This is a genomic window from Mycobacterium sp. NGS41, assembly GCF_059812725.1.
The window spans coordinates 62,035-75,997 of sequence record NZ_JCALDF010000008.1 but is presented as its reverse complement, the minus strand read 5'-3'; the positions used below and the strand labels follow the sequence as shown (position 1 = coordinate 75,997).

Here is a 13,963-nt window from a genome sequence, read left to right as displayed (position 1 = left end):
TTCCGCGCCTTGGGTTCAGGCGGCCCTTCTGCGGCCTCGGGCCGGTCGCAGTCCGGCAATCGAGAGCGTGCCGTGCACCAGCGATCCGGCGCGCTCGAACAGGAACTTGGCCGGATTGGCGAACGGGTCGGAACCCGAGGGGAAGTAGTGCATCGGCAGCCCGCGTCGGTCCCGCGGCGGCGCCATGAACGCCGGCGCCTCGATTAACGGCGCATCACTTCGGCGTCGTCCCTCGGCCCGGCGGTAGGCGGCCAGCGCACGCGGGTGTAACCGGATCTCGTCGGGGACCGCCAGGAAGGCCACTTCGACCAACTTGCCGAACAGCCGCAGCAGTATTTCGTCGCCCGGCGTCCAGCGCATTCCGGCCTTCTCCCGGACGGCCGGTTCGAACAGGCCGGCCGCGAGCCAGCGCTGGCCGGCCAACAGCGGCTTGAAGAACTGGTCCCAGAGCGGTGTGGGCAGCAGCACGAACTTCGGCTTGGGAATCCGCATATTGAAGATGTCCAGGGTCGCCTGGTTGATCTCCAGCTCGTCGCGGCCGACCCGCTCCCAGTACTCCTGGAACTCTTCCCACGATTTGGGCACCGGCCGCATGCTCATCCCATACATCCGGTACCACTGCACGTGCTCGTCGAAGAGTTGGCGCTTCTCGGCCTCGGTCAAGCCGCCGCAGAAGTACTCGGCCACTTTGATGACGAGCATGAAGAACGTCGCATGCGCCCAGTAGAACGTCTCCGGGTTCAGCGCGTGGTAACGGCGCCCGTCGGCGTCGACCCCCTTGATAGTGCGGTGGTAGCCCTTGATCTGCTCGCCGGTCTGGGCCGCGCGGTCGCCGTCGTAGACCACTCCCATGATCGGATACACCGAACGGGCCACCCGCTGCAGCGGCTCACGCAGCAGGATCGAATGCTCCTCGACTCCCGCGCCCAGCTCCGGATACATGTTCTGAATCGCGCCGATCCACACGCCCATCATTCCGGTGCGCAGGTCACCGAAATACTTCCAGGTAAGCGAGTCAGGTCCGAGCGGTTCGACGGATGTCTGGGGCGATATCGACGTGGTAGTCATCGCTGGCCTCCTACTCCCGAATGCGCTCACGATAACTTTGACAACGCACGTTGTCTATGATTTCGGGCTTTCGCGGGCGAGCGTGTTGCAGGTGTTCGGCAACCGTATGGCAAGGGCGTGATCAGGCCCTTCGGTGCGAGTTGCGACACAGTCGCGGTGGCCGTCGTTGCCGGGGTCAGGAGCGACCGCCTACCCTTGCCAGGGTGGAAGCCGGACCTGAGGACACGGATTCCGGCGGGTCCGCAGAGACGGGTACTGCGCTGGCGTCCCCGACGTCCCAACGACGCACGCCGGTGCGATGGTTGCGCTCCACCAACCACAGTCCGGGAGTCGTGGCGTTCGTCCGGCGGGCGCGACGGTTGTTGCCCGGCGACCCCGACTTCGGCGACCCGCTGTCCACGGCGGGCGAGGGTGGACCGCGCGCCGCGGCGCGCGCCGCCGACCGGCTGTTGGGGGATCGCGATGCGGCGTCGCGGGAGGTCAGTCTGAGTGTGCTGCAGGTGTGGCAGGCGCTGACCGAGGCGGTGTCGCGGCGGCCGGCGAATCCGGAGGTGACGCTGGTCTTCACCGACTTGGTCGAGTTCTCGTCGTGGTCGTTGCAGGCGGGCGACGAGGCGACGCTCACGCTGTTGCGTCAGGTTGCCCGGGCCGTCGAGACGCCGCTGCTGGACGCCGGTGGGCACATCGTGAAGCGGTTGGGAGACGGGGTCATGGCGGTGTTCCGCAATCCGCTGACCGCGGTACGGGCCGTGCTGGTCGCCGACGAGGCGATGAAATCGGTCGAGGTAGAGGGATACACGCCGCGAATGCGGGTGGGAATCCATACCGGCCGTCCGCAACGGCTGGCTTCGGACTGGCTGGGGATCGACGTCAACATCGCCGCCCGGGTGATGGAACGCGCGACCAAAGGCGGCGTCATGGTGTCCAGTGCGACTCTGGACCTGATTCCGCAAAGCGATTTGGACGAATTGGGTGTCGTCGCCAAGCGCGCACGGAAACCTCCGTTTGCCCACAAACCCGCCGGTGTTCCGGCGGAGCTGGCGATCTACCGCCTCAAAACTCGTAGGGAGTTCTTAACCTCTGTTGAAGCTGCGGAAACAAATGCACAGGCATAGTGATACGCGATGATTTACGGCATCTTGTCCCGGTTGGCGCGAGTGCGGTTCACCGTCGGCTATATGGCAGCGCTCTTCGCGGTCAGCACCGTAATTCTGATGGTCGGTCCCCAGACACACGACCGGATCATTCAGCGGGCCAGCACAAACCTGCACAATCTGTCGCATGGACGCCTGGGCACCTTGCTGGACAGCGCGTTCGTCGTCGAGGCTGGACCGCTGTACTTCTGGATGCCCTTCCTGGCGTGTCTGCTGGCGCTGGCTGAACTTCATTTGCACACCATCCGGCTGATGGTGGCCTTTGTCGTCGGCCACATCGGCGCGACGCTGGTGGTGGTCGGGGCTCTCGCGGCTTCCGTCGAGCTGGGCTGGATGCCGTGGTCCATCACCCGCGCCAGCGACGTCGGGATGAGCTACGGCGCGCTGGCGGTGCTCGGGGCACTGACCGCAACAATCCCGCGGCGCTGGCGGCCGGCTTGGATCGGCTGGTGGATTTCGGCGGGATTGACCGCCGGGGTCGTCGGCGGCGAGTTCACCAACGCGGGCCACGCGGTCGCGGTGATGCTGGGCGTGCTGGTGGCGTCTCGGTTCCGCCGGCCGGTGCACTGGACGTGGGTGCGGTTGCTGATGCTGGCCAACGCCTCGGGGTTCGGCTTCCTCCTGCTGGCTCACCACTGGGGGTCGATGGCGGCCGCGCTCGGGGTCGGCGTGCTGGGCGCACTTGCCGGCTACGGGATCGCCCAGCTTCGCAAGAGCCGCCGCCGGCTGCTGGCCGCGTCGGCGGTGGCCGCGCTGACTGCCTGACTCTTCCCTGTGGCGAGAGCCGGGTCACATACCGACAATCACTTATGATCGGGCGAATCCCGCCCGCTCAATGTCGATGCGGGCAACCCGAAATAGCCGCGTCAGCCAAGGAGAAGTTCGCCGCGTGGGGGATCAACCCGTCGATTTGTCGCCCGAGGCATTGGCCAAGGCGGTCAGCGCCGCGCAGCACGCGATCGCGGTCGCCGCGGACCTCGACGCGCTGGCGCGGATCAAGACCGAGCACCTCGGTGACCGCTCGCCGTTGGCGCTGGCGCGGCAGGCATTGGCGACTCTGCCCAAGGAAGAGCGCGCCGACGCCGGCAAGCGGGTCAACACCGCACGCACCGACGCCCAGCGCAGCTACGACGAGCGGCTGGCGGTGCTGCGGGCGGAGCGCGACGCGGCGGTGCTGGTCGCCGAAGGTATCGACGTCACGCTGCCGTCGACGCGTCAGCCGACCGGCGCCCGGCATCCGATCACCATCTTGGCCGACCACATCGCCGATACCTTCGTCGCGATGGGATGGGAGCTGGCAGAGGGGCCGGAGGTCGAGACCGAGCAGTTCAACTTCGACGCCCTGAACTTCCCTCCCGACCACCCCGCCCGCAGCGAACAGGACACCTTCTACGTCGCACCGGAGGATTCCCGGCAACTGCTGCGCACGCATACCTCGCCGGTGCAGGTGCGCACCCTGCTGGAACGCGAGCCGCCGGTGTACATCATCTCGATCGGGCGCACCTTCCGCACCGACGAACTCGATGCCACCCACACGCCGGTCTTCCACCAGGTCGAAGGCTTGGCCGTGGACCGCGGCCTGTCCATGGCGCATCTGCGCGGGACCCTCGACGCTTTCGCACGAGCCGAGTTCGGGCCGTTGGCGCGCACCCGGATCCGTCCGCACTTTTTCCCGTTCACCGAACCGTCCGCCGAGGTCGACGTGTGGTTTGCCGACAAGAAGGGCGGCGCTGACTGGGTGGAGTGGGGCGGCTGCGGAATGGTGCATCCAAACGTGTTGCGGGCCGCCGGAATTGACCCGGAGGTGTATTCGGGCTTCGCGTTCGGGATGGGCCTGGAACGCACCCTGCAGTTCCGCAACGGCATACCCGACATGCGCGACATGGTCGAGGGCGACGTTCGGTTCTCACTGCCGTTCGGGGTTGGTGCCTGATGCGCGTCCCTTACAGCTGGCTACGTGAGGTGGTCTCCGCCGGCGCACCGGACTGGGATGTCGCCCCCGCCGATCTCGAGCAGACCCTGGTGCGCATCGGCCACGAAGTCGAGGAGGTCATCACCCTCGGTCCGGTCGACGGCCCGTTGACCGTGGGCCGGGTCACCGCTGTGGAAGAACTGACCGGCTTCAAAAAGCCGATCCGCGCGTGCCTGGTCGACGTCGGCGATCGGGTTGATCGCGAGATAGTTTGCGGTGCGACCAATTTCGCGGTCGACGATCTGGTGGTGGTGGCATTGCCCGGCGCCACGCTGCCGGGCGGGTTTGCCATCGCGGCGCGCAAGACCTATGGCCGCAATTCCGACGGAATGATCTGCTCGGCGGCCGAACTCGGTTTGGGCGCAGATCATTCCGGAATCTTGGTGCTGCCGCCGGGAACCGCAGAGCCGGGAGCCGACGGGGCTGGGGTCCTCGGACTCGACGATGTCGTTTTCCACCTGGCCATCACCCCCGACCGTGGCTACTGCATGTCGGTGCGCGGCCTGGCCCGCGAAATCGCCTGCGCGTACGACCTGGACTTTGTCGACCCCGCCTCCGATGCGGTGATCGCGTCGTTGCCGGTCGAAGGGGAGGCGTGGCCGCTGACGGTGCAGCCCGAAACGGGCGTACGCCGCTTCGCGCTGCGCGCGGTCACCGGAATCGACCCCACCGCTGCCTCGCCGTGGTGGTTGCAGCGCCGGCTGCTGCTGTGCGGCATCCGCGCGGCCTCGCCGGCGGTCGACGTCACCAACTACGTGATGCTGGAACTGGGCCATCCCATGCACGCGCACGACCGCAAGCGCATCACCGGCGGTCTCGGCGTGCGGTTCGCCCGGCCCGGCGAGACCGTCGTCACCCTCGACGACATCGAACGCAAGCTGGAGCCGTCCGACGTCCTGATCGTCGACGACGTCGCGACCGCGGCGATCGGCGGCGTGATGGGCGCGGCCAGCACCGAGGTGCGCGCCGACTCGACCGACGTCCTGCTGGAGGCGGCGGTGTGGGACCCGGCCGCGGTGTCGCGCACTCAGCGGCGGCTGCATCTGCCCAGCGAGGCCGCCTGGCGCTACGAGCGCGCCGTGGACCCCGCCATCTCGGTAGCCGTCTTGGACCGGTGCGCCACCTTGCTCGCCGACATCGCCGGGGGCACAGTCTCGCCGACGTTGACCGATTGGCGCGGCGACCCGGCAGTCGGCCACTCGGTCGCCGAATGGCCCGGGCCGCCGATCCGGATGGCCGTCGACCTACCGGACCGCATCGCCGGTGTGGCGTATCCAGAGGGCACGGCGGCGCGGCGGCTGACCCAGATCGGCGCGGAGGTGGCCGCTGATGGCGCGGTTCTGACCGTGACACCGCCGAGCTGGCGACCCGATTTACTGCAGTCCGCCGACCTCGTCGAAGAGGTGATGCGGCTGGAGGGCTTGGAGATCGTCCCGTCGATATTGCCGCAGGCACCCGCGGGCCGGGGACTGACCGCGGTGCAGAAGCGTCGCCGGGCGATCGGGAAGTCGCTGGCCCAGTCCGGCTACGTGGAGATCCTGCCGACCCCGTTTTTGCCGGCCGCCGTGTTCGACCTGTGGGGACTGCCGGCCGACGACCCGCGGCGTAACACCGCCGACGTGGTCAACCCGCTGGAGGCCGACCGCCCGCAGCTGGCTACCACGCTGCTGCCCGCCCTACTGGAAGCCTTGGGGCGCAACGTATCCCGTGGCATAGTCGATGCCGCGCTGTTCAGCATCGCGCAGGTGGTTCAGCCGACTGAGCAGACTCGCGGCGTCGAGCTCATCCCAGGCGATCGCCGGCCCACCGATGCCGAGATCGCCATGTTGGATGCCTCGTTGCCCCGGCAACCCCAGCATGTCGCCGCGGTATTGACCGGGTTGCGTGAGGCACGGGGTCCGTGGGGCCCGGGCCGGCGGGTCGAAGCCGCCGACGCTTTCGAAGCGGTGCGAATCATCGCGCGGGCTAGCGGGGTTGAGGTGACGCTTCGGGCGGGTCAGTACCTGCCCTGGCACCCGGGCCGGTGCGCCGAAGTGCTGATCGGGGAAACGCTGATCGGTCACGCGGGGCAATTGCATCCCGCCGTGCTCGAGCGATCGGGCCTGCCGAAGGGAACCTGCGCGATTGAGCTCAACCTGGCCGCGATTCCCATCGTCGAGGTTCGATTGGCACCCAGGGTTTCGCCGTTTCCCGCGGTGTTTCAGGACGTCAGCCTGGTGGTGTCGTCGGACATGCCGGCCCAGACGGTCCAAGACGCCGTTCGTGAGGGTGCCGGCGAACTGCTGGAAGACATTCAATTGTTCGACGTCTTCACCGGACCGCAGCTCGGCGACGATCGAAAGTCGCTAACCTTCGCGCTGCGGTTCCGCGCGCCGGACCGCACGCTGACCGAAGACGACGCCAGCGCGGCGCGCGATGCCGCCGTGCGTCGCGCCGCGGAGCGGACTGGTGCGGTACTGCGCGCCTAGCGCTTCCGCGCGCAAGCTGCCAAAGAACCGGTCGGCGGCTGGCTGCCTCGTCACACCTGTCACTCGGGTACCGGGAAAGCGGGCCATGTTGTGGTTTGCATGGCGATATCGTCGGCGATATCGCTTTAGCGGCTCACTTGCCGAGGCCCGCAGAGACACGCGTGACTGATGTGATGGATGCGACTCCGAGACCACATCGAGAATGAATTTGCAAACCAATGCATAACCATGCAAAATCGACCGAATGGCCGACCCGATAAGCGTGGCAGTAGCCGGTGCCAGCGGCTACGCCGGTGGGGAGATTCTGCGCCTGCTGCTCGGGCATCCCGCGTACGGCGGCGGTCGGCTGACGATCGGCGCGGTGACCGCCGCGACCAGTGCCGGAACCACACTCGGAGAGCACCATCCACACCTAACCCCACTGGCGCAGCGGGTGGTCGAACCCACTGAGCTGGCGGTGCTCGACGGCCACGACGTCGTTTTCCTGGGCCTGCCGCACGGGCATTCGGCCGCGCTCGCCGAACAATTGAGCCCCGAAACGCTGATCATCGACTGCGGCGCGGACTTTCGGCTGACCGATCCAGCCGCGTGGGAGCGGTTCTACGGATCCCCGCATGCCGGCAGCTGGCCCTACGGGCTACCCGAGCTACCGGGTGCGCGCGATCGGTTGCGCGACGCGCGGCGCATCGCGGTTCCGGGCTGCTATCCGACTGCGGCACTGCTGGCGCTGCTGCCCGCGGTGGCCGAGGACCTCATCGAACCCGCGGTCACGGTGGTTGCGGTCAGCGGCACCTCCGGCGCGGGCCGCGCGGCCAAGACGGACCTGCTCGGTTCGGAGGTCATCGGATCGGCGCGCGCCTACAACATCGCCGGCGCCCATCGCCATACCCCCGAGATCGCTCAGGGACTGCGGGGTGTGACCGGCCGTGACGTCACGGTGTCGTTTATCCCGGTGCTCATCCCCGCTTCCCGGGGCATCCTGGCCACCTGCACGGCGCGCACCCGGTCACCGCTCTCGCAGCTACGGGCGGCCTACGAAAAGGCTTACGATGCCGAACCGTTCATCTATCTGATGCCCGAGGGGCAGCTGCCCCGCACGGGTTCGGTGATCGGCAGCAATGCCGCGCACGTCGCCGTCGCGGTGGACGAAGCCGCCGAGACGTTCGTGGCGATCGCCGCGATCGACAACCTGGTCAAGGGCACGGCCGGCGCCGCGATCCAGTCGATGAACCTGGCGTTGGGCTGGCCGGAGACCGAGGGCCTGTCGGTGGTCGGGGTGGCGCCGTGACCGAAACAGTCAGTGCGGCAAGGCTGGTGCGTGCGCAGGGTGTCACCGCCCCGGCCGGTTTTCGGGCCGCCGGTATCGCCGCCGGAATCAAGGTGTCGGGGGCCCGCGACCTGGCGCTGGTGTTCAACGAGGGTCCCGACTATGCCGCCGCGGGTGTGTTCACTCGCAACAAGGTCAAGGCCGCGCCGGTGCTGTGGACGCAACAGGCGCTGACCACGGGCCGGCTGCGCGCGGTGATCCTCAACTCCGGCGGTGCCAACGCGTGTACCGGCCCAGGCGGCTTCCAGGACACGCACGCCACCGCCGAGGCGGTCGCCGCGGCGCTGTCGGACTGGGGAACCGAAACCGGTGCCATCGAGGTCGGTGTGTGTTCCACCGGACTGATCGGCGACCGGTTGCCGATGGACAGAGTTCTCGCCGGCGTCAGCGAGATCGTGCACGAGATGGCCGGCGGGCTGAACGGCGGCGACGACGCTGCCCACGCCATCATGACCACCGACACCGTGGCCAAACAGGTTGCGCTGCATCATCGGGACAACTGGACGGTGGGGGGGATGGCCAAGGGGGCGGGCATGCTGGCACCGTCGCTGGCCACCATGCTGTGCGTGCTCACCACCGACGCGCTCGCCGAACCGGCGGCGCTCGACCAGGCGTTGCGCCGCGCCGCCGCGCGCACGTTCGACCGGCTCGACATCGACGGCTGCTGCTCCACCAACGACACCGTGCTGCTGCTCGCCTCGGGGGCTAGCGCAATCACCCCGGACCAGGCCGATCTCGACGACGCGGTGCTGCAAGTCTGTGACGATCTGTGCGCACAGCTGCAAGCCGACGCCGAAGGCGTCACCAAACGTCTCACCGTGATGGTGACCGGGGCGGGAAGCGAGGACGAGGCGCTGATCGCCGCCCGCCTCGTCGCCCGCGACAGCCTGGTCAAGACAGCAGTATTCGGGTCCGACCCGAACTGGGGCCGGGTGCTCGCGGCCGTCGGCATGGCGCCGGTCACTCTCGACCCTGACCGAATCACCGTGTCATTCAACGGTTCCGCGGTATGCATAGATGGTGTAGGCGCTCCGGGCGCGCGCGAGGTGGACCTGTCCGGGCCGGATATCGATATCGTGGTCGACCTGCGTGTCGGTGACGGCAACGCCGCCATCCGGACCACGGACCTGTCGCATGGCTACGTCGAAGAGAATTCGGCCTACAGCTCGTGAGCGCCTTGTGAACGTTCAAGCGTTGCCGACCCCGGTCAAAGCGCAGGTGCTGGCCGAAGCGCTGCCGTGGCTCAAGCAATTGCACGGCAGGATCGTCGTGGTCAAATACGGCGGCAACGCCATGACCGATGACACGCTGCGGTCCGCGTTCGCCGCCGACATGGCGTTTCTGCGTAACTGCGGCATCCATCCCGTCGTCGTGCACGGCGGCGGACCGCAGATCACCGCCATGCTGCGTCGGCTGGGCATCGAGGGCGATTTCAAGGGCGGATTCCGGGTCACCACACCTGAAGTGCTCGACGTGGCCCGGATGGTGCTGTTCGGTCAGGTGGGCCGCGAATTGGTCAACCTGATCAACGCCCACGGACCATACGCGGTGGGCATTACCGGCGAAGACGCGCAACTTTTCACCGCGGTGCGCCGCAGCGTCACCGTCGACGGCGTTGCCACCGACATCGGGCTGGTCGGTGACGTCGATCAGGTGAACACCGCCGCGTTGCTGGATCTGATTGCGGCGCGGCGTATTCCGGTGGTGTCTACCCTCGCGCCGGACGCTGACGGAGTGGTACACAACATCAATGCCGACACCGCGGCGGCGGCGCTGGCCGAAGCGTTGGGAGCCGAAAAGCTGTTGATGCTCACCGATATCGAAGGTCTCTACACCAGCTGGCCGGACCGGGATTCGCTGGTCAGCGAAATCGACACGGCCACACTGACGCAACTGCTGCCGACTCTGGAGACGGGCATGATCCCCAAGATCGAGGCGTGCCTGCGGGCCGTCACCGGCGGCGTTCCCAGCGCGCATGTCATCGACGGGCGGGTCAAGCACTGTGTGTTGGTGGAACTGTTCACCGACACAGGCACCGGCACCAAGGTGGTGCGAGCCCGCGACGATGCAGAGCGAAAAGCTGAGGAGGAGCGGCGCAGGTGGTAAGCGTATGAGCCGCACCGAAACGGTCCAGCAGCGGTGGCAGGCCGTGATGATGAACAACTACGGCACTCCGCCGGTGGTCTTGGCCAGCGGAGACGGCGCCGTGGTCACCGACGTCGACGGCAAGGCCTACGTCGACTTGCTCGGCGGCATCGCGGTCAACGTGCTGGGCCATCGCCACCCCGCGGTGATCGAGGCGGTGACGCAGCAGCTGTCCACGCTGGGCCACACCTCCAACCTGTACGCCACCGAACCCGGTATCGCGCTGGCTGAGGAGCTGGTCGCGCTGCTGGGAGCCGACACCGCAGCCCGGGTGTTCTTCTGCAATTCCGGCACCGAGGCCAATGAGGTGGCGTTCAAGCTGTCGCGGCTTACCGGCCGGACGAAATTGGTTGCGGCACAAGAGGCCTTCCATGGCCGCACGATGGGCTCGCTGGCACTGACCGGTCAGCCGAGCAAGCAGGCGCCGTTCGAGCCGCTGCCCGGCTACGTCACCCACGTCCGCTACGGCGACGTCGACGCGCTGGCCGCCGCGGTCGGCGACGACACCGCGGCGGTATTCCTCGAGCCGATCATGGGCGAGAGCGGTGTCGTCGTCCCACCCGAGGGCTACCTCGTCGCCGCCCGCGAGATCACGTCGCGCCACGGCACCTTGCTGATACTCGACGAGGTGCAAACCGGAATGGGCCGCACCGGAGCGTTTTTCGCTCACCAGCACGACGGCATCACCCCGGACGTGGTGACACTGGCCAAAGGACTCGGCGGCGGGCTGCCCATCGGGGCGTGCCTGGCCGTCGGGCCGGCCGCCGAACTGCTGACCCCGGGACTGCACGGCAGCACCTTCGGCGGCAACCCGGTGTGTACCGCCGCGGCGCTGGCCGTGCTGCGGGTGCTGGCGGCCGAGGACCTGGTCCGGCGCGCCGACGTGCTGGGCAAATCGCTACGGCACGGCATCGAATCCCTCGGGCACCCGCTGATCGGGCAGGTCCGCGGCCGCGGATTGCTGATCGGGGTGGTGCTGACCGCGCCGCATGCCAAGGACGCCGAGGCGGCGGCCCGCGATGCGGGGTACCTGGTCAATGCGCCTGCCCCCGACGTGATCCGGTTGGCGCCGCCGCTGGTCATCACCGAAGCCCAGATCGACGCCTTTATCGACGCCCTGCCGAGCATTCTCGACGCCGCCGGAGCCGCGGGGGCCGAGACATGACCAGACATTTTCTTCGCGACGACAACCTGACGCCGGAAGAACAGACCGAAGTCCTCGAGCTTGCCGCCGAGCTCAAGAAGGACCCACTCAGCCGTCGTCCGCTTGAGGGTCCCCGCGGTGTCGCGGTCATCTTCGACAAGAACTCCACCCGCACCCGCTTCTCGTTCGAGATGGGGATAGTGCAACTCGGCGGACACGCCGTCGTCGTCGACGGCCGCAGCACCCAACTGGGTCGCGAAGAAACCCTGCAGGACACCGCGAAAGTGCTGTCCCGCTATGTCGATGCCATCGTCTGGCGCACCTTCGGCCAGGACCGGTTGACCGCGATGGCGTCCACTGCAACCGTGCCCGTGGTCAATGCGCTGTCCGACGAGTTCCATCCCTGCCAGGTGCTGGCCGATCTGCAGACCATTGCCGAACGTCGGGGTGAATTGCGCGGACTGCGGTTGTCCTACTTCGGCGACGGCGCCAACAACATGGCCCACTCGCTGATGCTCGGCGGGGCGACCGCCGGCGTCCACGTCACCGTCGCCGCTCCCGACGGCTTCCTGCCCGACCCGGGGGTGGTGGCCGCGGCCGAGCAACGCGGAAAGGCGACCGGCGGCTCGGTAACGGTGACCGCCGACGCCGACGCGGCCGCAGTGGGTGCCGATGTGCTGGTGACGGACACCTGGACGTCGATGGGACAGGAGAACGACGGGCTGGACCGGGTCGGGCCGTTCCGGCCGTTTCAGCTGAATGGCCGACTGCTCGGGCTGGCGGGGCCGGAAGCGATTGTGCTGCACTGCCTGCCCGCCCACCGCGGGGAAGAGATCACCGACGAGGTGATAGACGGCCCGTCCAGCGCGGTGTGGGACGAGGCGGAAAACCGGCTGCACGCCCAGAAGGCGCTGCTGGTGTGGCTTTTGGAGCGGCGCCTGTGACTGGCTCGACTCGCTCGAAGACTGCACCCGAAACGACCCGCGCCGGGCGGCAGGCCCGCATCGTGGCGATCCTGTCGTCGGCGTCGGTGCGCAGCCAGAACGAGTTGGCGGCCCTGCTGGCCGGCGAGGGCATCGACGTAACCCAGGCAACGCTGTCGCGAGACCTCGAGGAACTCGGCGCGGTGAAACTGCGCGGCGCCGACGGCGGCAGCGGCGTGTACATCGTGCCCGAGGACGGCAGCCCGGTCCGCGGCGTTTCCGGCGGCACCGACCGGATGTCGCGGCTGCTCAGCGAATTGCTGGTGTCGACCGACGCAAGCGCCAACCTTGCCGTGTTGCGCACGCCGCCGGGCGCGGCGCACTACTTGGCCAGCGCCATCGACCGCGCGGCCCTGCCCCAGGTCGTCGGCACCGTCGCCGGTGATGACACCATCCTTGTGGTTGCCCGAGAGCCGATGACTGGCGCGGAACTCGCTGGCATGTTCGAGAACATTCGGTAAGGAGATCGGTTCATGTCAGAGCGAGTCATCCTGGCGTATTCCGGCGGTCTGGACACCTCGGTGGCGATCAGCTGGATAGGCAAGGAGACCGGCCGTGAGGTCGTGGCGGTGGCAATCGACCTCGGCCAGGGCGGCGAGGACATGGAGGTGGTCCGCCAGCGGGCGCTGGACTGCGGTGCCGTCGAGGCCGTCGTCGTCGATGCCCGCGACGAGTTCGCCGAGGGTTACTGCCTGCCCACAATCCTCAGCAACGCGCTCTACATGGACCGCTATCCGCTGGTGTCGGCGATCAGCCGACCGCTGATCGTCAAACACCTGGTCGCGGCCGCCCGTGAGCACGGTGGCGGGATCGTCGCGCACGGCTGCACCGGCAAAGGCAACGACCAGGTCCGGTTCGAGGTCGGATTCGCCTCGCTGGCACCGGATCTCGAGGTGCTCGCGCCGGTCCGCGACTATGCGTGGACCCGCGAAAAGGCGATCGCGTTCGCCGAGGAGAACGCCATCCCGATCAACGTCACCAAACGCTCACCGTTCTCGATCGACCAGAACGTCTGGGGCCGCGCGGTGGAAACCGGCTTCCTCGAGCACCTGTGGAATGCGCCCACCAAGGACGTCTACGACTACACCGAAGATCCCACGCTGAATTGGAGCACGCCCGACGAGGTGATCGTCGGATTCGAGCGGGGAGTGCCGGTGTCCGTCGACGGCAAACCGGTGTCAGTGCTGCAGGCCATCGAGGAGCTCAACCGCCGCGCCGGTGCCCAGGGCGTAGGGCGCCTCGACGTCGTCGAGGACCGGCTGGTGGGCATCAAGAGCCGCGAGATCTACGAGGCGCCCGGGGCGATGGTGCTCATCACCGCCCACGCCGAACTCGAACACGTCACGCTGGAGCGCGAGCTGGGCCGGTTCAAGCGTCAGACCGACCAGCGCTGGGCCGAGCTGGTGTACGACGGCTTGTGGTATTCGCCGCTGAAGATCGCGCTGGAGAGCTTCGTCGCCAAGACCCAGGAGCACGTCTCCGGCGAAGTCCGGCTGGTGCTGCATGGCGGCCACATCGCGGTCAACGGCAGGCGCAGTGCCGAGTCGCTGTACGACTTCAACCTGGCCACCTACGACGAGGGCGACTCCTTCGACCAGTCGATGTCGAAGGGCTTCGTCTACGTGCACGGCCTGTCCTCGAAGCTCGCCGCCCGCCGGGACCTGCGGTGACGGTCTTCTGGCGAGCAGACACAGAATCGCAC

General features: G+C 67.9%; 11 protein-coding genes and 1 pseudogene. 11 read left to right on the top strand and 1 reads right to left on the bottom strand.

The window, feature by feature from the left end:
• Positions 1 to 15: 15 nt before the first annotated feature.
• Positions 16 to 1,068, bottom strand: coding sequence for an oxygenase MpaB family protein (locus AC5Y21_RS10175; RefSeq protein WP_499911898.1), 1,053 nt, complete (start codon positions 1,066 to 1,068; stop codon positions 16 to 18).
• Between the two features lie 260 nt (positions 1,069 to 1,328).
• Here AC5Y21_RS10175 and AC5Y21_RS10170 point away from each other — a divergent pair, with 260 nt between their 5' ends.
• The 11 genes and pseudogenes from AC5Y21_RS10170 (at position 1,329) to AC5Y21_RS10120 (ending at position 13,931) form a co-directional block, all read left to right on the top strand.
• Positions 1,329 to 2,183 carry an adenylate/guanylate cyclase domain-containing protein gene (locus tag AC5Y21_RS10170; RefSeq protein ID WP_499912067.1) on the top strand — a complete coding sequence of 285 codons (855 nt, stop codon included), beginning with the start codon at positions 1,329 to 1,331 and terminating at the stop codon, positions 2,181 to 2,183.
• Between the two features lie 9 nt (positions 2,184 to 2,192).
• Positions 2,193 to 2,987: a rhomboid-like protein gene (locus AC5Y21_RS10165; RefSeq protein ID WP_499911896.1), complete on the top strand. Its 795-nt coding sequence runs from the start codon at positions 2,193 to 2,195 to the stop codon at positions 2,985 to 2,987.
• Between the two features lie 124 nt (positions 2,988 to 3,111).
• A complete protein-coding gene (gene pheS / locus AC5Y21_RS10160) occupies positions 3,112 to 4,155 on the top strand; it encodes a phenylalanine--tRNA ligase subunit alpha (RefSeq protein ID WP_499911894.1) in 1,044 nt (347 codons plus the stop codon).
• On the top strand, positions 4,155 to 6,662 hold the full coding sequence (gene pheT, locus AC5Y21_RS10155; RefSeq protein ID WP_499911893.1) for a phenylalanine--tRNA ligase subunit beta: 2,508 nt from the start codon (positions 4,155 to 4,157) through the stop codon (positions 6,660 to 6,662). Before pheS ends, pheT begins: the two co-directional genes overlap by 1 nt.
• A gap of 228 nt (positions 6,663 to 6,890) precedes the next feature.
• Positions 6,891 to 7,950 (top strand): annotated as a pseudogene (gene argC, locus AC5Y21_RS10150) (N-acetyl-gamma-glutamyl-phosphate reductase).
• Positions 7,947 to 9,161: a bifunctional glutamate N-acetyltransferase/amino-acid acetyltransferase ArgJ gene (argJ, locus tag AC5Y21_RS10145; RefSeq protein WP_499911892.1), complete on the top strand. Its 1,215-nt coding sequence runs from the start codon at positions 7,947 to 7,949 to the stop codon at positions 9,159 to 9,161. The pseudogene argC and the gene argJ overlap by 4 nt, the downstream one beginning before the upstream one ends.
• Positions 9,162 to 9,168: 7 nt before the next feature.
• On the top strand, positions 9,169 to 10,095 hold the full coding sequence (gene argB / locus AC5Y21_RS10140; RefSeq protein WP_499911890.1) for an acetylglutamate kinase: 927 nt from the start codon (positions 9,169 to 9,171) through the stop codon (positions 10,093 to 10,095).
• A 4-nt stretch (positions 10,096 to 10,099) separates the two neighbouring features.
• Positions 10,100 to 11,299 (top strand): acetylornithine transaminase, encoded by a 1,200-nt coding sequence (locus AC5Y21_RS10135; RefSeq protein ID WP_499911889.1) that lies wholly within the window; start codon positions 10,100 to 10,102, stop codon positions 11,297 to 11,299.
• Positions 11,296 to 12,222 (top strand): ornithine carbamoyltransferase, encoded by a 927-nt coding sequence (gene argF / locus AC5Y21_RS10130; RefSeq protein ID WP_499911888.1) that lies wholly within the window; start codon positions 11,296 to 11,298, stop codon positions 12,220 to 12,222. Before AC5Y21_RS10135 ends, argF begins: the two co-directional genes overlap by 4 nt.
• Positions 12,198 to 12,722 carry an arginine repressor gene (locus AC5Y21_RS10125; RefSeq protein ID WP_499911887.1) on the top strand — a complete coding sequence of 175 codons (525 nt, stop codon included), beginning with the start codon at positions 12,198 to 12,200 and terminating at the stop codon, positions 12,720 to 12,722. The genes argF and AC5Y21_RS10125 overlap by 25 nt, the downstream gene beginning before the upstream one ends.
• A 12-nt stretch (positions 12,723 to 12,734) precedes the next feature.
• Positions 12,735 to 13,931, top strand: a complete 1,197-nt coding sequence (locus AC5Y21_RS10120; RefSeq protein WP_499911885.1) for an argininosuccinate synthase — start codon at positions 12,735 to 12,737, stop codon at positions 13,929 to 13,931.
• Positions 13,932 to 13,963 lie beyond the last annotated feature (32 nt).